Annotated in this window: 17 protein-coding genes, 6 tRNA genes and 2 pseudogenes; 9 read left to right on the top strand and 16 right to left on the bottom strand. The window is 63.2% G+C overall.

The window, feature by feature from the left end; genetic code table 11:
• Positions 1 to 23: 23 nt before the first annotated feature.
• The 4 genes from CU110_RS12530 to betI all read right to left on the bottom strand — a co-directional run bounded on the left by CU110_RS12530 (position 24) and on the right by betI (position 6,634).
• The gene (locus tag CU110_RS12530) at positions 24 to 2,492 is read right to left on the bottom strand and encodes an acyl-CoA dehydrogenase (RefSeq protein ID WP_084209254.1); all 2,469 of its coding nucleotides are present in this window, start codon (positions 2,490 to 2,492) and stop codon (positions 24 to 26) included.
• Between the two features lie 167 nt (positions 2,493 to 2,659).
• A complete protein-coding gene (gene betA / locus CU110_RS12525; RefSeq protein ID WP_077371454.1) occupies positions 2,660 to 4,375 on the bottom strand; it encodes a choline dehydrogenase in 1,716 nt (571 codons plus the stop codon).
• 152 nt (positions 4,376 to 4,527) lie between these two features.
• Positions 4,528 to 6,009, bottom strand: a complete 1,482-nt coding sequence (gene betB / locus CU110_RS12520; protein WP_084209252.1) for a betaine-aldehyde dehydrogenase — start codon at positions 6,007 to 6,009, stop codon at positions 4,528 to 4,530.
• Positions 6,010 to 6,022: 13 nt separating this feature from the next.
• Positions 6,023 to 6,634 carry a transcriptional regulator BetI gene (gene betI, locus CU110_RS12515; RefSeq protein WP_205694108.1) on the bottom strand — a complete coding sequence of 204 codons (612 nt, stop codon included), beginning with the start codon at positions 6,632 to 6,634 and terminating at the stop codon, positions 6,023 to 6,025.
• 65 nt (positions 6,635 to 6,699) lie between these two features.
• Here betI and CU110_RS12510 point away from each other — a divergent pair, with 65 nt between their 5' ends.
• The 5 genes from CU110_RS12510 to CU110_RS12490 all read left to right on the top strand — a co-directional run bounded on the left by CU110_RS12510 (position 6,700) and on the right by CU110_RS12490 (position 8,370).
• On the top strand, positions 6,700 to 7,608 hold the full coding sequence (locus CU110_RS12510; protein WP_205632788.1) for a choline ABC transporter substrate-binding protein: 909 nt from the start codon (positions 6,700 to 6,702) through the stop codon (positions 7,606 to 7,608).
• A gap of 87 nt (positions 7,609 to 7,695) precedes the next feature.
• A tRNA-Met gene (locus CU110_RS12505) sits at positions 7,696 to 7,772 on the top strand.
• A gap of 174 nt (positions 7,773 to 7,946) precedes the next feature.
• Positions 7,947 to 8,022 (top strand) — tRNA-Asn (locus tag CU110_RS12500).
• 98 nt (positions 8,023 to 8,120) lie between these two features.
• A tRNA-Asn gene (locus CU110_RS12495) sits at positions 8,121 to 8,196 on the top strand.
• 98 nt (positions 8,197 to 8,294) lie between these two features.
• A tRNA-Asn gene (locus CU110_RS12490) sits at positions 8,295 to 8,370 on the top strand.
• Here CU110_RS12490 and CU110_RS12485 read toward each other — a convergent pair.
• Positions 8,333 to 10,407: pseudogene (locus CU110_RS12485) on the bottom strand (carboxy terminal-processing peptidase). The gene CU110_RS12490 and the pseudogene CU110_RS12485 sit on opposite strands and share 38 nt — an antisense overlap.
• Positions 10,408 to 10,531: 124 nt before the next feature.
• On the opposite strand from CU110_RS12485, the gene CU110_RS12480 reads away from it, so the two are divergent.
• Positions 10,532 to 11,860 carry a M18 family aminopeptidase gene (locus CU110_RS12480; protein WP_084209249.1) on the top strand — a complete coding sequence of 443 codons (1,329 nt, stop codon included), beginning with the start codon at positions 10,532 to 10,534 and terminating at the stop codon, positions 11,858 to 11,860.
• Positions 11,861 to 11,935: 75 nt separating this feature from the next.
• Here the strand turns inward: CU110_RS12480 and CU110_RS12475 are convergent.
• Together CU110_RS12475 and CU110_RS12470 are read right to left on the bottom strand one after the other, a co-directional pair.
• A tRNA-Met gene (locus CU110_RS12475) sits at positions 11,936 to 12,012 on the bottom strand.
• A gap of 81 nt (positions 12,013 to 12,093) precedes the next feature.
• On the bottom strand, positions 12,094 to 13,428 hold the full coding sequence (locus CU110_RS12470; RefSeq protein WP_084209248.1) for an FAD-dependent oxidoreductase: 1,335 nt from the start codon (positions 13,426 to 13,428) through the stop codon (positions 12,094 to 12,096).
• 35 nt (positions 13,429 to 13,463) lie between these two features.
• On the opposite strand from CU110_RS12470, the gene CU110_RS12465 reads away from it, so the two are divergent.
• A complete protein-coding gene (locus tag CU110_RS12465) occupies positions 13,464 to 14,123 on the top strand; it encodes a LysR family transcriptional regulator (RefSeq protein WP_164850370.1) in 660 nt (219 codons plus the stop codon).
• Here the strand turns inward: CU110_RS12465 and ychF are convergent.
• The 9 genes from ychF to CU110_RS12425 all read right to left on the bottom strand — a co-directional run bounded on the left by ychF (position 14,113) and on the right by CU110_RS12425 (position 21,122).
• Entirely contained in the window at positions 14,113 to 15,204 is a 1,092-nt protein-coding gene (gene ychF, locus CU110_RS12460; RefSeq protein ID WP_077371478.1) for a redox-regulated ATPase YchF, read from the bottom strand. The genes CU110_RS12465 and ychF overlap by 11 nt on opposite strands.
• 296 nt (positions 15,205 to 15,500) lie before the next feature.
• Positions 15,501 to 16,085: an aminoacyl-tRNA hydrolase gene (pth, locus tag CU110_RS12455; protein WP_084209246.1), complete on the bottom strand. Its 585-nt coding sequence runs from the start codon at positions 16,083 to 16,085 to the stop codon at positions 15,501 to 15,503.
• Between the two features lie 31 nt (positions 16,086 to 16,116).
• Positions 16,117 to 16,749, bottom strand: coding sequence for a 50S ribosomal protein L25/general stress protein Ctc (locus tag CU110_RS12450; protein ID WP_077371484.1), 633 nt, complete (start codon positions 16,747 to 16,749; stop codon positions 16,117 to 16,119).
• Between the two features lie 179 nt (positions 16,750 to 16,928).
• Positions 16,929 to 17,858: a ribose-phosphate pyrophosphokinase gene (locus CU110_RS12445; RefSeq protein ID WP_077371487.1), complete on the bottom strand. Its 930-nt coding sequence runs from the start codon at positions 17,856 to 17,858 to the stop codon at positions 16,929 to 16,931.
• 84 nt (positions 17,859 to 17,942) lie between these two features.
• Positions 17,943 to 18,017 (bottom strand) — tRNA-Gln (locus CU110_RS12440).
• A gap of 29 nt (positions 18,018 to 18,046) precedes the next feature.
• Positions 18,047 to 18,943 carry a 4-(cytidine 5'-diphospho)-2-C-methyl-D-erythritol kinase gene (gene ispE, locus CU110_RS12435; protein WP_127736186.1) on the bottom strand — a complete coding sequence of 299 codons (897 nt, stop codon included), beginning with the start codon at positions 18,941 to 18,943 and terminating at the stop codon, positions 18,047 to 18,049.
• Positions 18,944 to 18,945: 2 nt separating this feature from the next.
• A complete protein-coding gene (lolB, locus tag CU110_RS12430) occupies positions 18,946 to 19,539 on the bottom strand; it encodes a lipoprotein insertase outer membrane protein LolB (RefSeq protein ID WP_240665383.1) in 594 nt (197 codons plus the stop codon).
• A gap of 13 nt (positions 19,540 to 19,552) precedes the next feature.
• Complete coding sequence (locus CU110_RS15840; protein WP_164850369.1) at positions 19,553 to 19,690, bottom strand: hypothetical protein; 138 nt, start codon at positions 19,688 to 19,690, stop codon at positions 19,553 to 19,555.
• Positions 19,662 to 21,122, bottom strand: coding sequence for a hypothetical protein (locus CU110_RS12425; protein ID WP_127736181.1), 1,461 nt, complete (start codon positions 21,120 to 21,122; stop codon positions 19,662 to 19,664). Before CU110_RS12425 ends, CU110_RS15840 begins: the two co-directional genes overlap by 29 nt.
• A 41-nt stretch (positions 21,123 to 21,163) precedes the next feature.
• Here CU110_RS12425 and hemA point away from each other — a divergent pair, with 41 nt between their 5' ends.
• On the top strand, positions 21,164 to 22,435 hold the full coding sequence (hemA, locus tag CU110_RS12420) for a glutamyl-tRNA reductase (RefSeq protein ID WP_084209244.1): 1,272 nt from the start codon (positions 21,164 to 21,166) through the stop codon (positions 22,433 to 22,435).
• A pseudogene (locus CU110_RS18075) lies at positions 22,432 to 22,785 on the top strand (PCRF domain-containing protein); the annotation flags it as partial. The gene hemA and the pseudogene CU110_RS18075, both read left to right, overlap by 4 nt.
• Positions 22,786 to 22,899: the final 114 nt, after the last annotated feature.

Below are 22,899 nucleotides of genomic sequence, written 5' to 3'. Positions count from 1 at the left end.
CTCACGCGGGCGTCGGCCGGTGATCAGGCGGCGTCCTGCTGTGGGTTGGAGGCTGTGCCGTCACTCGCCATCGGCTTGCGCACGAAGGCATCGAAATCGAAGTGGTCGACGGTCAGCATGTCGAGTACCTCGGCTTCGAAGACGCGCATGAAGTCGCCATCCTCAGCGGACAGGATACCGGCCTCGACCGCCGCTTCGATGCGCGCTTCCGGTGACAGTGCGTCGGCCGGGATCTCGCCCTTGTGATAGGCCTTGGCCAGCGTCTTGTAGATCGGCTCCGCACGCGGGTAATCCTTGAGCAGCGCGTTGTAGCGGGCGAGAGCATTGTCCTTCTGGCCTTCGTCCTGAGCGTCCCAGGTGTTGTCGGTCAGCTTGGTACGCAATGCACTGTCGGTGGAGACGGCACGTGCGATCTCGCGGGTCAGGCTGTCCCTGGGCATGGCGAACTGACGACCACGCGGCAGCGTGACGACGCGCAATGTCGTGGCCAGGGCACGGTTGGGCAGGTTGGCGAGCAGTTCGTCGAGTGCCTTCTCGGTGCGATGCAGCAACCATTGCATGCTGTAGTGGAACAGCGCTTCCTCGTGCTCACAGGCGTCCGATTCGTGCCACTGCTTGAGCGTCAGGGACGCCAGGTAGAGGTTGGAGAGCACGTCACCCAGACGAGCCGACAGCATCTCGCGTGCCTTGAGGCTGGAGCCGAGGCTGGCCATGGCCGCATCGGCGGACAGCGAGAAGGCGGCGCTGAAGCGGTTGATGTGGTTGGCATAAGGCGTGGCGACGGCGTCGAAGCCGGTGGTCTTGCCGCCGATGCCGAAGCTCTGGCTGAAGGCGCGGGCCGCGTTGCCGAAGATGAGGCCTGCATGGCGGAAGAAGGCCTTGTCGAAGGCGTTCAGGTCATCGGCATCCTTGGCGGCCAGCTCTTCCAGCACGTACGGATGGCAGCGGATGGCCCCCTGACCGAAGATCATCAGGTTGCGGGTCATGATGTTGGCGCCTTCCACCGTGATCGAGACCGGGGTGCCGGCATATGCCACGCCGATGTAGTTGCGCGGGCCGAGCGTCACGCCGCGTCCGCCGTGGATATCCATGCCATCGGTCAGCAGCGTGCGGGCCATCTCGGTCAGCTGACTCTTGAGGATGGCGGAGGGCACGGCCGGCTTGTGGCCGTTGTCGATCATGTTGGCGGTATGCAGTACGGCGGCCTGGCTGATGTAGTTCATCGCGGCCATGCGAGCCAGCGGCTCCTGCACGCCTTCCATCTCGGCCACCGGCAGATTGAACTGGCGGCGGATGCGCGCGAAACCGGCGCTCCAGCCCAGTGCGTAGCGAGAGATGCCCGCGGAGCCGGACGGCAGGGTGATGCAGCGACCCACCGACAGACACTCGACCAGCATCTTCCAGCCCTGGCCGGCCATCTGCTCGCCACCGATCAGATAGCTGAGCGGGATGAAGACGTCCTTGCCGAAGATCGGGCCATTCATGAACGGCGCGCCGATCGGGTGATGGCGACGGCCGATGTCCATGCCGTCGGTATCACGCGGAATCAGGGCGCAGGTGATGCCGATGTCTTCCACGTCCCCCAGCAGGTGCTCGGGGTCGAACATGCGGAAGGCCAGGCCGACCACGGTGGCGACCGGCGCCAGGGTGATCCAGCGCTTCTCGAAGTTGAGGCGGATACCGACGACTTCCTCGCCGTCATGCATGCCGCGACACACGATACCGGTGTCCGGAATGGAGGTCGCGTCACTGCCGGCACGCGGGCCGGTCAGGCCGAAGCAGGGGATCTCGCGGCCATCCGCCAGGCGCGGCAGGTAATAATCCTTCTGTTCCTCGCTGCCGTACTTGAGCAGCAGCTCACCCGGGCCGAGGGAGTTGGGCACGCCGACGGTGACCATCAGCGTCTCGTTGACCGCCAGCTTCTGCAGTACCAGTGACTGCGCCTTGGCCGAGAAGCCGAGGCCGCCGTACTGCTTGGGAATGATCATGCCGAAGAACTTCTCGCGCTTGAGAAATTCCCACAGTTCCTCGGGAAGATCCGCACGCTCGCGAGCGATTTCCCAGCTGTTGGTCATGCCACAGGCGATGGAGCACTGCGTATCGATGAAGGCCTGCTCCTCGCTGGAGATGCCCTCATTGCGCTGTGCGGTCAGGGTGTCCCATTGCGGCTTGCCGGAGAACAATTCGGCGTCCCAGAACACGGTACCGGCTTCCAGGGCTACCTTCTCGGTCGCCGAGACCTTGGGCGACACCTTCTTGAACATCGCGAACAGCCGCGGGCTGAGCCACTTGGTGCGCAGCGCCGGCAGGCCGCAGACGGCGACCAGTGCCGCGCCGATCAACAGCAGGACACCAAGCACCGGGGTGTCGATGCCCAGGCCGATGAGGCCGGTGACCGCCAGCACGCCGATGGCGGCCAGTGCACCGGATTCACGTGCCATGACGGTCAGCAGACCGGCAAGGGCGACGAGGATGAGGATGAGCTGCGTCATGGCAGGATCTCCAGGTTGCGTCTTCAGCATAGCAGCCATGCGTTTAGAACAGTTGTTTGAATTATTGTCAGCCTATCCCAACTCGACTCACTCCGCTGCCAGACATAAAAAAGGCCCCGCAGTGCGGGGCCTCGAACGATCGATGGTGCTTCCATGCCTGCCGTCAGTCAGCCGTTGATCGGCGCGGAATCGATCTGGCGCTTGGCGGGCTGCTTGGCCGGTGTGCCCGGCTCGACCACGAAGTAGTCGGCGTCGGACGGCGGCAGCGGAGCACGGCCCCGAATCTTGTCGGCCATCTTCTCCGCCAGCATGATCGTCGGTGCGTTCAGGTTGCCGGTGGGGATGACCGGGAACAGCGAGGCGTCCACGACGCGCAGGTTGTCGAGACCATGCACGCGACCGGCACCATCGACCACGGAGGTCGCGTCACTGCCCATGCGACAGCTGCCGCACGGGTGGTAGGCCGTCTCGGCATGATTGCGTACGTACTCGTCGAGCTGCTCGTCCGTCTGGACGTCAGCGCCCGGCGCCAGTTCGCGGCCACGGTAATCGTCCAGTGCCGGCTGAGCGATGATCTCGCGAGTCAGGCGAATGGCGGCGCGGAACTCTTCCCAGTCACGCTCCTCGGCCATGTAGTTGAAGAAGATCGAGGGCGCGGCCTTGGGGTCCAGTGAGGTCAGTCGGACACGGCCCTTGCTCTGGGAGCGCATGGAACCGACGTGTGCCTGGAAGCCGTGACCCTGCACCGCACTCTTGCCGTTGTAGCTGATCGCGATCGGCAGGAAGTGATACTGCAGGTTCGGCCAGGCCTCGTTGGCATCGCTGCGAATGAAGCCGGCAGCCTCGAACTGGTTGCTGGCACCCACACCGGTCCCCTTGAGCATCCACTCCAGGCCGATGGGCGGCTGGTTGTACCACTTGAGGGACGGGTAGAGCGAGATCGGCTTGGTGCACTCGTACTGGATGTAGAGCTCGAGGTGATCCTGCAGGTTCTCCCCCACACCCGGCAGGTGGTGCACCATCTTCACGCCCAGCGGCTCGAGGTGCTCACGGTTGCCTACGCCGGAGCGCTGAAGGATCTGCGGCGAGGCGATGGCGCCGGCACACAGCAGCACTTCCTTGCGTGCACGTACGCGGTGGTCCTGCCCCTTGCGCTCATATTTCACGCCGACCGCTGTCTTGCCCTCGAACAGGATGACATCAGTGGTGGCACGCGTCTCGATGGTCACGTTGGCGCGCTTCTTGGCGGTATCCAGATAGCCGCGGGCGGTGGAGGCGCGACGGCCTTCCTTGGTCACGAAGCGATCCATCGGGCCGAAGCCTTCCTGCTGATAGCCGTTGACGTCTTCGGTGGCCGGATAGCCCGCCTCGATGCCTGCCGCGATGAAGGCGTGATAGAGCTCGTTGTTGCCTTCCTTGGGAGTCGTGACCGAGACCGGCCCATCGCCGCCGTGGTAGTCGTTCGGGCCGATATCGCGCGTCTCGCACTTGCGGAAGTAGGGCAGGCACTCACGATAGTTCCAGTCAGCCAGGATGGGATCCTTGGCCCAGTTGTCGTAATCCAGCGCATTGCCACGGATGTAGCACATGCCATTGATCAACGAGGAGCCTCCCAGCCCCTTGCCGCGGCCACATTCCATGCGGCGATTGTTCATGTGCGGCTCGGGGTCGGTCTTGAAGTCCCAGTTGTAGCGCTGGCCCTGCAGGGGATACGCCAGTGCGGCAGGCATCTGGGTACGGAAATCGAAGCGGTGGTCACGGCCGCCCGCTTCCAGCAGCAGGACACTGACGTCAGCGTCTTCACTGAGGCGAGTGGCCAGCACGTTGCCGGCGCTGCCGGCACCGATGATGACGTAGTCGTATTCACGCTCGAATTGGCTCATGAAATCTCCTTTCGTATCAGATGCCACATGCGGGCGCAGGACGCCCCGTCGACGACGAGGGGTGGCCACTGCCGGGCGGATGGATACGGTGATGTGTCTGTGAGGAGCCGTCGGGGCAGCGCATGGCATCAGGCCTCATGGCCTCTGGTGGCTCAGAAGGCGGACTCGAACGGCCCCATCTCGATCAGCACGGACTTGGTCTGAGTGTAGTGGGACAGCGTCTCGACACCATTCTCGCGACCGATGCCTGACTGCTTGTAGCCGCCGACCGGCATCTCGGACGGGGACTCGCCCCAGGTGTTGACCCAGCAGATACCGGCTTCGAGCTGGTGGATCACGCGGTGCGCGCGGTTCAGGCTCTCGGTGAACAGGCCAGCCGCCAGGCCATAGGTGGTGTCGTTGGCGCGGCGGATGACTTCCTCTTCGCTGTCGAAGGACAGGATGGACATCACCGGACCGAAGATCTCTTCCTGCACGATGCGCATGTCATCGCTGCAGTCGGTGTAGACGGTCGGCGCGACCCAGGCGCCCTTGGCGAAGTCGCCTTCGCTCATGCGCTCGCCGCCAACCAGCAGACGTGCGCCGTCCTGCTTGGCGATCTCCAGGTAGGAGACGACCTTTTCCAGGTGCTCGAAGCTGACCAGCGGACCGAAGGTGGTGGCGTGATCCTGCGGGTCACCGGCCTTGATACGTGCGACGCGCTCGACGATCTTGGCCTCGAAGGCGTCCTTGACGCTGGCTTCGACGAAGACGCGGGTGCCGTTGGTGCACACCTGACCGGAGCTGTAGAAGTTGGCCATCATGGCGCCGTCGGCAGCACGGTCGAGGTCGGAATCCGCAAACACCAGCAGCGGGGACTTGCCGCCCAGCTCCATGGTGACTTCCTTGAGGCTGGAAGAGGCGGACGCGGACATGACCTTCTTGCCGGTGCCGGCTTCGCCGGTGAAGGAGATCTTGGCGATATCCGGGTGCTCTGTGAGCATCACGCCGACGCGGGCATCGCCCTGCACGACGTTGAACACGCCGTCCGGCAGGCCGGCTTCGGTGAAGATCTCGGCAAGCTTCAGTGCGCTCAGCGGCGTGACTTCGCTGGGCTTGAAGACCATGGCGTTGCCGGCGGCGAGTGCCGGGGCAGACTTCCAGCAGGCGATCTGGATCGGGTAGTTCCAGGCACCGATGGCACCGATGACACCCAGCGGTTCCTTGCGGGTGTAGACGAAGGCTTCCTGGCGCAGCGGCACCTGGGTGCCTTCGATGGCCGGCGCGAGGCCTGCATAGTATTCCAGTGCATCGGCACCGGTGACGATGTCGACCACTTCGGTCTCGGACAGCGGCTTGCCGGTGTCCAATGTCTCGAGCAGTGCCAGCTCGTCATTGCGCTCGCGCAGAAGGTCGACGGCGCGACGCAGGATGCGCGAACGCTCCATGCCGCTCATCGCGGCCCACACCTTCTGGCCCTGCAGGGCGCTTTCGACGGCGGCATCCACGTCCGCGCCGCTGGCCTGCTGTACCTGGGCGATGACGTCGCCGGTGGCCGGGTTGACGGTCTCGAAGGTTTCGCCAGAGGTCGCGTCAACGCGACGACCATTGATGTACAGGGTCTGGGTCGGGAAGCTTGCGTTGCTGTTGGCCATGCTTGCGCTCCTGTCAGGGATCAGAAAAGGGGGAGGCGGCGTGTTGCGCCAGCTGGTATTCCACATATTCATAGGCCAGACGCCGGGCTCGCTCGACGTCCAGTCCCTCGGGGTCCAGCGCGCCACGCAACCACAGGCCGTCGATCAAGGCGGCGAGCCCTGCCGCCGCATCGCGTGCCTCCACCAGCGGCATCACGCGACGGAAGATGGCCGACAGATTGGAGACCAGACGACGGTCATTGACCTTCTGCAGGCGCTCCAGCGGTGTGCGATGCATGCTGGAGGCCCAGAAGGCCAGCCAGGTCTTGGAGACGCTCTGACTGACCTGGCTGCGATCGAAGTTGCCATCGATCACGGCATGCAGGTGACTGCGGACGTCGTTCGAGGCGATCTCGGCGCGTCGCTCACTGACGGCTCTGCGCAGGTCGGTGAGGATCTGGCGCATCGTGGCCTCCATCAGGCCATCCTTGCCGCCGAAGTAGTGACTGATGATGCCGGCGGAGACGCCCGCATGCCGTGCGATCCGTGCAACGGTGGCGTCGGCCAGTCCTGCCTCATCGATGGCTTGCATGGTGGCCAGAATCAATTGGCGGCGACGAATAGGCTCCATTCCCACTTTCGGCATCAGCAAGAGAAGGGACAAGCATGAAATCATCATCAGGTTTTGCCGCATTGCCGCTGGGACTGGCCATGGGGATGCTGCTGGCACCCCAGGCGCACGCCGAGGTATCAGAGGAGTGCAGTACGGTGCGCTTCGCTGAGGTGGGATGGACGGACATCACTGCCACCACGGCGCTGACGCGCAGTGTCCTGGAAGGTTTGGGGTACGAGACGACCTCCGACACGATCTCCGTGCCGATCGCCTATGCCGGCATGAAGAACGATGACTTCGATGTCTTCCTGGGGAACTGGATGCCGTCGATGGCTTCCATCAGTGACCCCTATATCGACAAGGGGCAGGTAGAGCGACCGCGTGCGAATCTGCAAGGGGCCAAGTACACCCTGGCGGTGCCCCAGTACGTGCTGGATGCCGGCGTGACCTCGGTGGCGGATCTTGCCGACAACCTCGAGAAGTTCGATGGGCGCATCTACGGCATCGAGGCAGGCAATGATGGCAACATGATCATCGCCGACATGATCGATGACGATGCCTTCGGTCTGGGCGCCTTCGAGATGATCGATTCTTCCGAAGCCGGCATGCTGGCGGAAGTGAAGTCGAAGATCGCGGCCAAGGAGTGGGTCGTCTTCCTCGGCTGGGAGCCGCACCCCATGAACACTCGCTTCGAGATGGGATATCTGGAAGGCGCGGATGACTACTTCGGGCCGAACCTGGGCGGAGCGACGGTCTACACCAATACCCGCGCGGGATATAGTGAGGCGTGTTCCAATGTCGGTGCGCTGCTGGCCAATCTCGAGTTCAGCCTGGAGATGGAAAATCAGATCATGGGCGAGATCATGGATGAGGGTGCCGATCCGGACGAGGCAGCAGCAGACTGGCTCAAGCAGAACCCCAGCGTGCTGGAGGCATGGCTTGAAGGTGTCGAGACCACCCAGGGAGAACCTGGCCTGCCTGCCGTCAAGGCCTCGCTGGGCATCTGAGCATCCCGCTGACTCACTTTGACGGGCAATTGCAAAAAAGTGCTTGCAATTCAGCAGCCTGACCTGCAATATACGCCTCCGTCGTGTGGCTACATAGCTCAGCTGGTTAGAGCACATCACTCATAATGATGGGGTCCCCTGTTCAAATCAGGGTGTAGCCACCAGTGATTCCAAGGCCTGCATCCGTGCGGGCCTTGTCACATCTGGATGTCGCCATGTGCGCTTTCGGAGGTGGATTCGGCAGAAGGAATCGAGCGAGTTCTGCGGCAGGTTGAATGCCCGAAGGTGGTTGACGCCATTGAGTATTTCCGTATAATTCGTCGCGTGTTCAAGGTTGTTCCTCGATAGCTCAGTTGGTAGAGCAAATGACTGTTAATCATTGGGTCACAGGTTCGAGTCCTGTTCGAGGAGCCAATAGCACACGTCATGCCAATGCTTGAAATGTCAGTCGTAGACGAGCATCTCATCGTCAGCTTCGATGTCGCCCTGGCATCGATGGATATTCCGGTCGTTCCTCGATAGCTCAGTTGGTAGAGCAAATGACTGTTAATCATTGGGTCACAGGTTCGAGTCCTGTTCGAGGAGCCAATCCCAGGCTTCCTGCCAATGCCGGAAATGACGCTGGTAGATGAGCATCTCATCGTCAGCTTCGATATCGCCCTGATATCGATCGATATTTCGTTCGTTCCTCGATAGCTCAGTTGGTAGAGCAAATGACTGTTAATCATTGGGTCACAGGTTCGAGTCCTGTTCGAGGAGCCAATAGCACATCCCGTATCTCCCCCTCGTCGGTGCTGTCCTGCGTCTCGATCTCCTGCTGCAGGTCACTTTCTGCCGATGCGATGTGATCGCTGGCGGCATCAAGTTCGGCGAAGCTCGACAGCGGCTCCATGCCCAGTGCTCGGCGGCGCTTGTTTTCCAGTGCCAGTTGCTCGGCTTCCTGGGCATCCATCTCGCGCTTGCGCTGCTCACGATTGAGGCTGATGCTGGTCTGCTGGGCGCGCAGTGCCTTTGACAACGCGACTTCGCTCTGCAGGTAGACGAAGTTGGGCTCCTGTTCGACACGGCTCTCGTGGCGGGCACGCAGGGCTGCCAGGTAGCGAGCCGGTTCCCCATAGCGACGATACTTCACCGGGCGAACCTGGTCCCATGGCAGGGCGTAGTCGAGGCTCGATTCGCCGATTTCCTTCGGGTCGATGATGCTGGGGAAGGCGATGTCCGGCTTGACGCCCTTGTTCTGGGTGGAGTCACCTGAGATGCGATAGAACTTGGCGCGGGTCAGCTTGATTTCACCTTGTGTCAGCGAGGAGATCGTCTGCACGGTGCCCTTGCCGAAGGTCTGGCTGCCGATGACCGGGCCGCGGCCATAATCCTGGATGGCGCCGGCAAAGATCTCGGAGGCCGAGGCCGAAAGGCGGTTGACCAGGACGGCCAGCGGACCATCGTAGTGGGTGCCGGCATCGGTATCGCCATACAGGCTGATGCGTCCGCGGGCATCACGTACCTGCACGGTGGGGCCGCGGTCGATGAACAGGCCGATCATCGAATTGGCCTCCTGCAGGGCGCCGCCGCCATTGTTGCGCAGATCCAGAATGATGCCTTCCACCTGCTTGGCCTTCAGCTCATCGATGAGGCGCGCCACGTCACGTGTGGTGCTGCGATAGTCATCTTCGCCGGCCTGCCAGGCATCGAAGTCGACATAGAAGGCAGGGACGTGAATCACGCCGATCCTGTGCACGCCATCATTGCGCTTGACGTCGACGACCTTGGCGTTGGCAGCCTGGTCTTCCAGCTTGACGGTGTCGCGGGTGATGTCCACTTCCCGTGTCTTGGTGACATCCAGGGACTGGGCCGGGATGACTTCAAGGCGCACGACGGAGCCCTTGGGGCCACGGATCAGGTCCACGACATCGTCAAGGCGCATGCCGACCACGTTGGTCCATTCGCCATCCCTCCCTGACCAACGGCCACGATGCGGTCCGCCGGCTTGAGCTCCCCGTCCTTCTCGGCCGGGCCGCCCGGTACCAGGCTTGAGACCTTGACGTACTCGCCTTCGGATTGAAGCAGGGCGCCGATGCCATCGAGTGACAGCTTCATCTGGATGTCGAAGGATTCGCCCTGGCGTGGGGAGAAGTATTCGCTGTGCGGATCGATGCTGCCGGTGACGGCGTGCATGATCAGGGTCAGGATGTCTTCGTCGTTGGTCTGCTCGATGCGCTTGAGCTGGTTGGCATAGCGCTCGCTGAGCGTCTTGGCGATGTCCTCGTCGCTCTTGTCGGACAGCGACATCGACAGCCAGGCGTTCTTGAGTCGCTTGCGCCACAGCTCATCAAGCTCCTGCTCGCTGTCGGCCCAGGGGCTTTCCGCACGATCGAGTGCGAGTCGATCATCGCGGGTGAAATCGAAGCTCGGCTTGCCGTCCAGCGTCTTCACCAGCCATTCGAGGCGTGAGGTGAGGCGCTGCTGGTAGCGGGCATGCAGGGCATAGAGGCGCTCGAGATCACCGTCGAGCATGGCGTCATCGAAGGCGTGGCGAAGATCACTGAACTCGGTGATATCCGAGTCCAGCAGATAGGCTTTCTGGGGGTCGAGTGTCTTGAGATATTGCGTGAATGCCTGGGTAGCCCATTGGTCATCCAGCGTGACATCTTCGTAATGCCCGTAACGCAATGATTCGGCAACTTCGCGAGCAGCCTGTGCATCGGCGTCAGTAGGGGTGACCGCGGCGCTGGCGGGGCCGGCCATGGCGAGACACAAGGCAAGGCATGCCGTGCGCCGGACGTTTGCAAACAGGCTCATCAATGAAGCACTCCCGATTCATGTACACTCTGCTCCCTGAGCGACCTCTCCGCGGAGAGGCTCTATCCATCATGTTTCTTCTTATACAGTGCCTTGCATTCATCTTCGAGGACTTGACGCTATCATGACTTACGCGATTGCGGATTCCCGCGTTCCAGCACTGCTTGAATTCCTGAATGTCTCTCCGACGCCCTGGCATGCCACGGCGACCATGGCGGCTCGCCTGGAGCGCGAAGGCTATCGCCGACTCGAGGAGACCGAAAGCTGGAAGTTGTCGCCCGGTGAACGGGCTTTCGTGACGCGCAATGATTCCTCGCTGCTCGCCTTTCAGCTTCCTCGGGGTAATACGCAGCTCGAGGCAATACGGATGATCGGCGCGCACACGGATTCTCCTTGCCTGCGCCTGAAGCCCAATCCAGCCCAGCTCAGTCAGGGCTGGCTGACCCTGGGAATCGAAACCTACGGTGGCGTACTGCTGAATACCTGGTTCGATCGCGATCTCGGGCTTGCAGGCCGTGTTCAGGTGCGTCACCAGGATGGCCGTCGCGAGAGTCTGCTGCTGACGGTGATGCGGCCGGTGGCCTGTGTTCCGAGCCTGGCGATTCACCTGGATCGTGACGTCAACAATGGGCGCGCCATCAATGCCCAGACGCAGATGTCCGCCGTGGTCATGCAGCTGGGTGAGGAGGCTGGCACTCCGGCTGAGGCCTTCCATGCGCTGTTGATCGAGCTGCTGGAAGAGCAGCACGACGTGCGTGTCGCGGAGGTCATCGACTTCGAACTCGGGCTGCATGATCTGCAGCCGGCGGCCCAGGCCGGGCTCAAGGGCGAGCTGGTCGCCAGTGCACGCCTGGACAATCTGCTGTCCTGCTTCGTCGGCCTGGAAGCGTTGCTGGGGGCCGATGGCAGCCAGGGCGCGCTGTTCGTCGCCACGGATCACGAGGAAGTCGGCAGTGCCAGCGCCTGCGGTGCCCAGGGACCTTTCCTGGCGGATGTGCTCAAGCGCATCAATCACTATGTGGGCTTGGACAACGAAGAAGGTTATCAGTGCCTCGTGCAGCGCTCCTTGATGATCTCCTGTGACAATGCGCATGCCGTCCACCCCAACTTCCCGGACAAGCATGATGCGGGTCATGGCCCGAAACTGAATGCGGGGCCGGTGATCAAGGTCAACGCCAATCAGCGTTATGCCACCAACAGCACCACGGCGGGTCTGTTCCGTGAGCTGTGCCGTGAGCAGGAGGTGCCGGTTCAGACGTTCGTCAGCCGTGCCGACATGGGTTGCGGCAGCACCATCGGGCCGATCACCGCCAGTGAAGTGGGGGTGCCGACCTTGGATGTCGGGCTGCCGCAGTGGGGCATGCACTCGATTCGTGAGACGTCCGGCAGTGCCGATGTGGCGATGCTGATCAAGGTGCTGGTGGCATTCTGCAATCGCGAGCGTCTGGACTGAGCAGAGTTGAACTGTGTGAATCCGACGCAACAAAAAAGGCCTGACTGCAAGCAGTCAGGCCTTTCGAATCTTGGTTGGTGGCTACACCCTGATTTGAACAGGGGACCCCATCATTATGAGTGATGTGCTCTAACCAGCTGAGCTATGTAGCCGTCCAACGGAGGCGAATATTACGGATTATCCGTGATGTTGTCAACGCATCAGCCTGAAAAAGTGGCAGGGAATTCATCAGGCTAGCAGCCGAGCTGCTCTGCGAGGTGGTCGGGGAGGGTATCGAGGAGCGTGCCGGGAAGGCTCTCTTGCGAGATGGCGCGTGCGATGAGGTCGCCACTGGCGCAGGCCAGCGTGAATCCCAGGCTGCCATGTCCGACGTTCAGCCACAGGTTGTCCGGTCTGCCCGCTTGCTGGGGGCGTCCCAGGATCGGAGGGCCCTTCGGCGTGCTGGGGCGCAGCCCGGCCCACGGAGTGGCTTGCGAGAAATCGCCGGCGTCGGGGAAGGTCTCACTGGCCAGCTGACGCAGGGCGGCAATGCGCTTCTCGTCCAGCGCAGGATGGAAGCTGTCAGATTCGCGGTGGCCGATATCCACCATGGCCGCGACGCGCAGCTGTCGGGACTTGCGTGTATCCAGATCGGCGTAGACCACCTTGCGCGCGGCATCCGTCACGCTGATGCGCGGGGCCGCTGTCTTTGGGGTGTCAGCTGGCAGTGGCAGCGTGAGGCTGTAGCCCTTGAGCGGTTGCAGAGATAGGCGGATGCCCAGCGGGCGGACCAGTTCGGTGGCGTGATTGCCGGCCGCGATGATCAGCGTATCGACGACGTGGCGTTCGCGGCGGCCATCGGCGCGGGTGAGTTCGAGGTGCGCGATGCGTCCGTCGTGCGCGCTCAGTGGAGCGACGCGGGTGCTGGCGAGGTGTGTATAGCGACCAGAGGCCTGCAGCTTGCGCTCCAGCGCCTGACAGAAGGCATGGCAATCCGCCGTCTCGTCCGAGGCGCTGAAGATTCCGCCCGACAGATGAGGCTGCTGGTGGATAAGTGAGGACTCCAGTGCGATGCATTGACGTGCATCGAGCACCTGTTGGTCCTGAGGCGCGACGCGTGCGGCGGCGGCCCTGTCGAGCGCTGCGGAGTCGCGATGGATCACCAGCTTGCCGCGTTGCTGCCAGGCGAACTCCTCGAGTGCATCCTGAACTCGCCACTGAGTCATGATCTGTTGGCTGTGCAGTGCCAGGGCGAGCATCTGCGCTGCGCTTGCTCGATGCGTGCGCTGATTGCAGGCGGCCAGAAACTGCGTCATCCAGCGCCATTGTGCGGGGTCCAGGTTCGGGCGCAGTTTCAGCGGTGCCTCATTGCCTGCCAGCAACCACTTGATGGCCTGGCGGGGCACGCCGCTGTCAGCCAGCGGTGCCACGTAGCGGTAGCTCAACTGGCCGCCGTTGGCATGGCTGGTCTCGCGGGCGACGTCGGCGTGGGCATCGATCAGGGTCACGCAGTGTCCCGCTCGGACCAGTGCATGAGCGCTGCTCAGGCCGATCACGCCGCCTCCGATGATGGTCACATGACGTTGCATGGCAGGCTCCTGACGACAGAATGTGGAGATCTTGCATGCGGCTCAGGGATCTGGAGGTCTTTCATGCGGTGTTGCAGGCCGGCAGCGTGACCGGCGCCGCTCGGCTGTTGCATGTTTCCCAGCCGGCCGCGAGCAAGGCGTTGCAGCAGGTGGAGCGGCAGTGGGGGATCGCGCTGTTCACCCGTAGCGCCGGACAGCTGGTGCCCACGGAGGAGGCGCGCAAGCTGGAGGCGGCAAGCCAGGGGATGCTGGGGCAGCTGGATGACGTCAAGCGGCTGGTAGAAGGCTTGCGCTCAGGTGAGGCGCAGTCTCTCAAGGTGGTGGCGACGCCGGCGATCGCCCAGCAGCTGTTGCCGCAGGCGCTGGGGCAATGGCGCCGGCGACATGCTCGAGTCAATTGCGAGCTGGCCACCCAGCACACCCGCGAGATCATCGATGCCCTGCTGCTGCATGAAGTCGATATCGCCTTCACCTTGAGTGCGCCGACGCATCCGGCACTGATGACTCGCGCACTGGCCCGCATGCCCCTGAAGGTATTGGCGCCCGCAGGGTACTGGGTACAGGAGTGTCAGCAGGCACCGATGACGGTGGCGGAGCTTGCCGGTCAGCGTCTGATCGCGCTGGGGGCGCATGATCCGCTGGCGCGACGTCTCGATGGCCTGCTGGCGAGCGAGATGCGAGGCCTCAGACATTGAAGCGGTAGTGCACCACGTCGCCATCCTTGAGGATGTAGTCCTTGCCTTCCAGGCGCCACTTGCCGGCATCCTTGGCGCCTTGCTCGCCCTTGTAGGCGATGAAGTCGTCATAGGAGATGACTTCGGCGCGGATGAAGCCCTTCTGGAAGTCGGTGTGGATGACGCCAGCGCCTTCCGGAGCGGTAGCGCCGATCTTGACGGTCCAGGCACGCACTTCCTTCACGCCAGCGGTGAAGTAGGTCTGCAGGCCCAGCAGTTCATAACCGGCGCGGATCACGCGATCCAGGCCCGGCTCTTCCATGCCCAGCTCGTCGAGGAACATCTCGCGCTCCTCTTCCTCCAGCTCGGCGATCTCGGCTTCGATCTTGTTGCACACCGGCACCACGCTGGCACCTTCATTGGCGGCGATGCCACGCACGATGTCGAGGTAGGGGTTGTTCTCGAAGCCTTCCTCGCTGACGTTGGCGATGTACATGGTCGGCTTGAGGGTCAGGAAGCCGAAGCCACGCAGGATCTTGAGGTCGTCATCGCTGAGACCGAAGCTGCGCAGCGGCTGGCCTTCGGCCAGGTGCGGCTGGATACGCTCCAGCACCGCCTTGGTGGCGATGGCTTCCTTGTCGCCGCCCTTGGCGACACGGGCCAGGCGCTGGATGCTGCGCTCGACGCTGTCGAGGTCGGCCAGGGCCAGCTCGATGTTGATGGTCTCGATATCGGCGGCCGGGTCAACGTGATTGGCGACGTGGATGACGTTGTCATCCTCGAAGCAGCGCACCACGTGGGCAATGGCATCGGTCTCGCGGATGTTGGCCAGGAACTTGTTGCCCAGGCCTTCGCCCTTGGAGGCGCCGGCGACCAGACCTGCGATGTCGACGAATTCCATGGTGGTCGGAATCACCTTCTCCGGCTTGACGATCTCGGCCAGCGCATTCAGGCGAGGGTCAGGCATCGGCACGATACCGGTGTTCGGCTCGATGGTGCAGAAGGGGAAGTTCTCGGCGTCAATGCCCGACTTGGTCAGTGCATTGAAGAGAGTGGACTTGCCGACGTTCGGCAGGCCGACGATGCCGCAATTGAAACCCATGGCGCTAGATCCTGGTGTGACGTGTCGAATGGGGCGTGGCACTGATGACCGTCTCGACCGGCAGGCCCGGAGTGCGAGGGCACGGGCCATGCGAGGAGACGAGGGGACAGGCACGGTGTGAAGTCAGGCGGGAAGTGTAAGGCCTCATGCCGCCGAGGTCATCCATTGGGCGCATGTCGCGCGACAAATGATGCCTTTTGCTGCTGATCGCGTGGCGAGACGCGCGCACAAGCGAGGTGATGCGCTGAGCGAATCACCGAAATTCGGAGAGGAGTGATGCCGGGTGATGCAGAGGTTCAGTGCTTGAAGGAGTGCAGGCGATTCATGGCCCGTGCCCATTCGCCGCTGAGGGCATCCGGGAGGGTCATGACCACTTCGTCGATGGCGTCATCGATGGCCAGGCGTTCAGCCTTGCCGGGACGCCCGAGCACGAAGTTGGTCACCAGCTTGGCATTGCCGGGGTGGCCGATGCCGATACGGGCACGATGGAACGACTTGTCGTTGCCCAGTGCGCTGATGATGTCGCGAAGCCCGTTGTGCCCCCCGTGGCCGCCACCCTGCTTGTAGCGGGCGGTGCCGGGATCGATGTCCAGTTCGTCGTGGGCGACGAGCAGTTCATCCGGGGCGAGCTTGTAGAAGTTGCACAATGCGGCCACGGCCTGACCGCTGCGATTCATGAACGTCGATGGGAACAGCAGATGCAGATCCTGACCGGCGAAGATGATCTTCGCGTACTGGCCATGGAACTTGCGTTCCGGACGCAACGTGGTGTGACCGTGGCGCGCAAGAGCGTCAAGGAGCCAGACGCCGGCGTTGTGACGGGTGTCTTCGTATTCGCTCCCCGGATTACCGAGGCCGATGATCGCTTTCACTCGTGACATGCGTGTCTGGCTCCCTGATCAGAAGGCTGCGTTATTCTGCAGCGGCTTCTTCGCCTTCAGCAGTATCTTCTGCGTCAGCAGAGATGTTCGGACGAGTGACGTTGACCACAGCGGTGTCGTGATCGGCACCGTGAGACAGGGCAACGGACTCGGCGCCTTCCGGCAGAGCGATGTCGGACAGGTGCAGGGTGTGGCCAACTTCCAGCTTGGACACGTCCAGCTCCAGGTATTCCGGCAGGGCTTCCGGCAGGCAGCTGATTTCGACGTCAGTTGCCAGGATGTGCAGGACGCCGTCCTGATCCTTGACGCCGACACAGGCTTCCTGACCAGTGATGTGCAGCGGCACGTTCATGGTCAGTTTGTGGGTCGGGTCGATGCGCAGGAAGTCGATGTGAGTCAGCAGCGGCTTGAACGGGTGACGCTGCAGGTCACGGATGACGACTTTCTCGGCCTTGCCAGCAACATTCAGGGTGATGATGGAGGAGTAGAACGCCTCATCGTCAACCGCCTTGTACAGGCTCGGCTTGTCGACCATGACCGGAGTCGGGGCCTTGTCGGCGCCGTAGACGATTCCCGGCACGAAGTCGTTCGTACGACGCAGGCGGCGGCTCGCACCTTTCCCCAGGTCTTCACGAACTTCAGCATTCAGTTTGAACAGTTTCATTTTGCAGATACCTCAAGGGTCTAATGAGAATCCGGCAGCCCCCGCGACCAGAGCGCTACCGGATCCATGAGGCCGGCCCGGAGATTTCCGGGCCGGCCGCTTGTCGGCAGATGACGGATCATCTGCCGGTGTCAGTGCCTCTTCCCCGAGCAGCGGCGAGCAGGGCCCGCCGACAGGACTCAGTGGAACATGGCGCTGACGGATTCTTCATTGCTGACGCGACGGATCGCCTCGGCGATCAGGCCAGCGACTGTCAGCTGGCGGATCTTGCCGGAACGACGTGCGGTGTCGGACAGCGGGATGGTGTCGGCCACCACCACTTCGTCGAGGACGGAGTTGGTGATGTTGTCGACCGCCGGGCCGGACAGGATCGCGTGGGACGCATAGGCCACGACGCGGTTGGCGCCATGATCCTTGAGTGCCTCGCCCGCCTTGCACAGGGTGCCGGCGGTGTCGATCATGTCATCGACCAGCACGCAGGTGCGGTCCTTGATATCACCGATGATGTTCATCACCTGGGCCTGGTTGGCCTGGGGACGACGCTTGTCGATGATGGCCAGCTCGCAGTTGAGCTGCTTGGCGATGGCACGGGCACGCACCACGCCGCCCACATCCGGGGAGACGACGATCAGGTTGTCATAGTTCTGACGTTCGATGTCGTCGAGCAGGATCGGTGAGCCGTAGACGTTGTCCACCGGCACATCGAAGAAGCCCTGGATCTGGTCGGCATGCAGGTCCATGGTCATGACGCGATTCACGCCAGCCTTGACCATCATGTCCGCGACCACCTTTGCCGAGATCGGCACGCGAGCGGAGCGCACGCGGCGATCCTGACGGGCATAGCCGAAGTACGGCACGACCGCCGTGATGCGCGCCGCTGACGCACGACGCAACGCATCCACCATCAGGATCAGCTCCATCAGGTTGTCGTTGGTCGGTGCGCAGGTGGACTGCATGATGAAGACGTCCTTGCCGCGGACGTTTTCGTTGATTTCTACCGCAATCTCGCCATCGCTGAACTGACCGACGGTTGCGTGGCCCAGGCGGGTATCGAGGGCTTCAGCTACCTTGCGGGCGAGAGCGGGATTGGCATTCCCCGCGAATACCATCAGTTTTGACACGCGCAGCCACCTTTGGAGTCTTGTGGGATCTCGGGAGTGGAGAATTCCGGGTTGACCGGGAACGGCCAGGATTGGCTGGGGTACCAGGATTCGAACCTGGGAATGTCGGTACCAGAAACCGGTGCCTTACCACTTGGCGATACCCCAGCAACGTTCACTTCAACCAGTTGCTGTGCTCAGGCCGAAGCCAGAGCGGCATGAAGAGGGGAGAGATTGCAACCACGTGCCATGAAGGCGTGCCACGTCGGGCGCTCGGAGTCGAGTCGGCCCAGCACCTTGCTGGCCTGTCGTGCGTCATCGAACGCACAGAACACACAGGCGCCGGTGCCCGTCAGTCTGGCGGTGCCGAACTGGTCCAGCCAGTCCAGGGCGTCGGCGACTGCCGGGTACAAAGTGCGCACCACGACTTCGCAGTCGTTGCGGCCCCCCTGCAGTGCGCGCGCCATACTAATCGCGGGACTGGAACGTGTCAATTGCGGGTGGCCAAACACGGCGGGGGTCGCGACCTCGATGCCCGGGTGGATCACCACGAACCACGGGGTGTCCAGCGGGGCAGGTTCCAGTCGCTCACCGATGCCTTCGGCCCAGGCCGAAAAGCCGCGAACGAAGACCGGTACATCGGCCCCTAGAGTCAGTCCGAGCTCGGCCAGGGTGTCCAGGTCGAGCTCAAGTTTCCAGAGGTGATCCAGCGCCAGCAGCGTGGTGGCCGCATCACTGCTGCCACCGCCCAGGCCACCGCCCATCGGCAGCACCTTCTTCAGTCGGATATCGACACCGGGCAAGTCATTTGGGCTCGCGACCTGGCCGCGTGCGACGGCCGCTTCTCTCAGCAGGCGAGCGGCACGCATGATCAGATTGGACTCCGCGGGCACGCCTTCGATGGCCGGGGCGAGGTGAATGGCAGCGTCATCACGCAGCGTGAAGTCCAGTCGGTCACCGTGATCCAGAAACTGGAACAGTGTCTGCAGTTCATGATAGCCATCGGCGCGCTGACCGGTGATATGCAGCATGCGGTTGAGCTTGGCCGGTGCCGGCAGAGAAAGTGTCGCGGTCGAAGAGAGCGTCGGGGGCACGCTTAGAGTGCCTGCCACTGATTGACGATCAGGGTGGCGGTCAGATCGCCGTAGTAGAGTTTCATCTTGCGCGGCAGCCACAGTCCTTCGGCGCGGGTCCAATCCTGATAGTCCACCTCCCAGCCATCCTGATAAAGGGTATCGGGGAAGCCGAGGGCGTCACTCTTCAGGTCGTGCTCGCCCTTGGCTGCCACTCCGCGGACCCAGTCATCCAGAGCCCCCAGCGGCAAGGACCAGCCCAGCTGCGAGAGCATCAGGCTTTCGGCGTCCGGTGCCTGGAAGTCGCCGTCGGACGAGGAGAGGCGCACGCCCTCGGCATCACGCACCAGGGTCGTGCGGCCAGCACCCAGTGGGCCGGTGATCAGCATGTGGTAGTCATCGCCCTCCTGCTGCCAGTCAAGATTGGCGCTGTGACCTTCCTCCGGCGTGCGAATGCCGACCTTGCCTGCCAGTTGCCAGTGCGTGAGCGAATCGATCCTGTCGCTCTGCTGCTGCCAGTCACCTTCATTGCGGGTCAGGTCACCGGCGTTGTCGCTGGCCATCTGACTGGCACAGCCGCTCAGGCCCAATGTCATGGCCAGCAGGACTGGCCCCACCAGACGGCGCCTGTCAGGGCGCATCCACGACCGGTCGCAGAGCCGGGATGCGCTGGAACAGGGCTTCCAGCTCGCTGGCCTCCTCGAAACGCTCACTGAGCTCGATGGCCAGGCTGCGTGCTTCATCCTGCTGCTCGAGTGACCACAGCACCTCGATGAGGTGTGCGCCTATCTCGGCATCCTGTTGCTGTGCCCAGGCCGCTTCCAGCGGGGGCAATGCCTGGGCGGCATCCCCGGTGAGGAAATACCCCCAGCCGAGGCTGTCGAGGATGGCAGGGTCGTTCGGCTTCAGTGCATGGGCGCGCTGAACCAGTTCGAGCGCTTCGGCGCGGCGGTCGGCATCCTCTACCAGTGAGTGTCTTCTGGCGAGCCTTGATGCTGCCGTCGAGCAGCTCGTCGGCGGCGGCGTAGTGTTCCTGGGCATCCAGCAGGTCGATCTCGAAGCTGAGCAATGTCATGGCGTGACGCGGATGACGCAGGCGCTCGACGGCAAGGAACTGGCGTGCCTCCTCGCTGCGATCATGCTCCACCAGCAGCTGCGCGGCGCGCGCGCGACTTGAGACGTAGCGCTCCCCATCCGGTACCTGTCGGTAATAGAGGATGGCGTTGTCGATCTCGCCGCTGGCCTCTGCCGCCAGCCCGAGCAGGGCATAGGCGGCATCCGGGACCGGCGTGTCATCAAGCAACGGCAGCAACAGACGACGAGCATCCTCGGGAGAGTCGGCGTCCAGATAGAGGCTGGCCAGTGCCAGACGCAGGCGCGGTGCGTTGGCATGGCGGCTGACAAGGTCATCAATGCGCAGGCGCGCGGCCTCGATGTCACCACCGGCAAGCTCGGTCTGGGCGGCGCTCAAGATCAAGCGACTGTCATCCGGGGCGATGGCCAGGCCACGCTCGGCCGCCTGTCGTGAGGCGCTCAGGCGGCCTGCGTCGCGCTCTATCTCGCTGCGTGCCAGCCACACTTCGGCCAGTTCGGGGAACTCGCCTTCCATCGCCATCAGGCGCCTGCGAGCGTCGGACTCATTTCCAAGCGCCGCTTCATAGAGCGCGGCGGCAATTCGCGGGCCCGGTTGCGCGGGATATTGCGCGACATGCTCCAGCAGCCGTGACAGCAGTGATTCCAGATCCGCGCCGGCATCGATGGACTGCTCCGCCAAGGTGGTCACGTTGCCGGTACCGCCGGCGGTCTCTACCGCGAGACGCTGCTCGAGCGCCGTCATCCAGTCGCCGCGCTCCACGGCCAGGCGGGCGCGGATGATGCCCGGCTCGGTCGCGGAATCATCCAGTTGTTGCCAGCGCTGGGCGGCACGCTCCAGCAGGGCAGGATTGTCGGCGTAGCGAGCGGCCAGCACGGCGCGCCGGGCCAGTTCCGGGTCATCGAAGCGGCGGCTGGCGGCCAGATACCCATCGGCGGCGCTGGGGTAGTCGCCACGCTGGCCGGCAAGCTCCGCGCCCAGCAGCTGATTGAGGCTGTTGGCATCCAGGCCACTGGTGATGGGTGGGGCGGTATCCAGCGGGTCCGGCTGAGAGGCGAAGGGAGCCTGCGTGGCCGGCGACTGGCAGCCGGCCAGACCCAGCAGCACACTGGCCAGCAGGCAGCGTGTCCAGCGGCTGGACTGACTCCATGACCCTTCTTGCCCTTGGCATCAATCATCGCACCGCCGCCGTCGATGTCCGCGAGCGCGTTGCCTTCACGCCGACACAGCTCGAGGCTGCGCTGGCCGAGCTGAAGCGTCTGCCGGAAGTTTCCGAGGCGGCGGTGCTCTCGACCTGCAATCGCACGGAACTTTACTGTGTGACAGAGGACGGTGCGCGCTCGGTTCTCGCATGGTTGAGCCGATACCATGGCCTGCCCGCAGAAGAGCTTGAGCGCTGCAGCTATCAACATCTCGGTGAGGAGGCGGTCCGCCACCTGATTCGCGTGGCGGTCGGCCTGGACTCCATGGTGCTGGGCGAGCCGCAGATTCTCGGTCAGCTCAAGGATGCCTATCAGTTCGCCCGCGGTACCGTCGGTCTCGGGGGGGAACTGGAGCAGCTCTTCCAGCATATCTTCCAGGTCGCCAAGCAGGTGCGTACCGAGACGGGAATCGGTGAGAACCCCGTCTCGGTGGCCTATGCCGCGGTCAGCATGGCGAGCCATATCTTCGATGACTTCTCGCGAGCCAATGCGCTGCTCATCGGGGCGGGAGACACCATCGAGCTGGTGGCGCGCCACCTCAAGGAAGCGGGCATCGCCAACCTGTGCATCGCCAACCGTACCGTGTCGCGCGCCCAGTCGCTGGCCGATGAGCTGGGCGGGACCGCCATCGGCTTGGAAGGCATTCCGCATGCCCTCGAGAATGCCGATATCGTGATAGCCTCCACCGCCGCTCAGCTGCCGATCCTCGGCAAGGGCATGGTGGAGCGTGCGCTCAAGAAACGCCGTTACAAGCCGGTCTTCATGGTCGATATCGCCGTGCCGCGCGATATCGAACCGCAGGTCGGGGATCTCGATGATGTCTTCCTTTATACCGTGGATGATCTGCAGGAAGTCATCGAGGAGAACCGTCGTCATCGCCAGCTGGCGGCTGCCCAGGCCGAAGAGCTGATCCGGCAGGGTGTCAGTGCCTGGCAGCACCGCAAGCGGGTGCGCAGTGGCGGAGAAGTCATCAAGCGTTATCGTAGCCACGGCGAGCAACTGCGTGCAGAGTGCGAGGCACAGGCGCTGGCCGAGCTTGATCAGGGCCGTGACCCGCAGGAAGTCGTGGCGCAACTGGCCCGTCAGTTGGCCAACCGCTTCATGCATCACCCGACCCTGGCGCTGCGTCAGGCGTCAGGCGACGATCGACAGGATATTCTTCAGACGGCGCAGGAGCTGCTGCTCGCGCCGGTTGATTCATCACAGGACCCTTCATGAAAGACAGCCTCATCACCAAGCTCGACACCTTCCATGACCGCTTCGAGGAGATCTCCGCCTTGCTGTCGGAGCCTGAAGTGATCGGGGATCAGGCCCGCTTCCGTGACCTGTCGCGGGAGTATGCCGAGCTTGAGCCATTGATCGAGGCATGGCAGCGCCATCGCGCCTTGAAGGAAGATCGCGAGGCCGCCCTCGGCATGTGCGATGACAGCGACGCCGAGATGCGCGAGATGGCACGTGAGGAAGTCCGCGAGAGCGATGCGGCGCTTGACGTGCTGGAGGCAGAGATCACCCAGCTGTTGATCCCGCGGGACCCGGATGATGGGGCCAACGTCTTCCTTGAAGTGCGTGCCGGCACCGGCGGTGACGAGGCGGCGCTGTTCGCGGGGGACCTGTTCAAGATGTACGCTGCCGAGCAGGCTAAGCGAGACGTCGCAGCGGTGAGGGCTCAAGGCACCCTCAGG

The sequence above is a fragment of the Cobetia sp. ICG0124 genome (assembly GCF_004006355.1).
GTDB classification, from domain to species: domain Bacteria; phylum Pseudomonadota; class Gammaproteobacteria; order Pseudomonadales; family Halomonadaceae; genus Cobetia; species Cobetia marina.
This window is presented reverse-complemented; position numbering and strand designations above follow the sequence as displayed.

Coding starts and splice junctions, on each gene's coding strand:
- ychF (WP_077371478.1), bottom strand. CDS start 15,204: ATGGGTTTCAATTGCGGCATCGTCGGCCTGCCGAACGTCGGCAAGTCC.
- pth (WP_084209246.1), bottom strand. CDS start 16,085: ATGTCACGAGTGAAAGCGATCATCGGCCTCGGTAATCCGGGGAGCGAA.
- CU110_RS12480 (WP_084209249.1), top strand. CDS start 10,532: ATGACTTACGCGATTGCGGATTCCCGCGTTCCAGCACTGCTTGAATTC.
- CU110_RS12510 (WP_205632788.1), top strand. CDS start 6,700: ATGGGGATGCTGCTGGCACCCCAGGCGCACGCCGAGGTATCAGAGGAG.
- betB (WP_084209252.1), bottom strand. CDS start 6,009: ATGGCCAACAGCAACGCAAGCTTCCCGACCCAGACCCTGTACATCAAT.
- CU110_RS12445 (WP_077371487.1), bottom strand. CDS start 17,858: ATGGTATTCGCGGGGAATGCCAATCCCGCTCTCGCCCGCAAGGTAGCT.
- CU110_RS12530 (WP_084209254.1), bottom strand. CDS start 2,492: ATGACGCAGCTCATCCTCATCCTCGTCGCCCTTGCCGGTCTGCTGACC.
- CU110_RS12470 (WP_084209248.1), bottom strand. CDS start 13,428: ATGCAACGTCATGTGACCATCATCGGAGGCGGCGTGATCGGCCTGAGC.
- betI (WP_205694108.1), bottom strand. CDS start 6,634: ATGCCGAAAGTGGGAATGGAGCCTATTCGTCGCCGCCAATTGATTCTG.
- betA (WP_077371454.1), bottom strand. CDS start 4,375: ATGAGCCAATTCGAGCGTGAATACGACTACGTCATCATCGGTGCCGGC.
- CU110_RS12450 (WP_077371484.1), bottom strand. CDS start 16,749: ATGAAACTGTTCAAACTGAATGCTGAAGTTCGTGAAGACCTGGGGAAA.
- hemA (WP_084209244.1), top strand. CDS start 21,164: ATGACCCTTCTTGCCCTTGGCATCAATCATCGCACCGCCGCCGTCGAT.
- CU110_RS12465 (WP_164850370.1), top strand. CDS start 13,464: ATGCGGCTCAGGGATCTGGAGGTCTTTCATGCGGTGTTGCAGGCCGGC.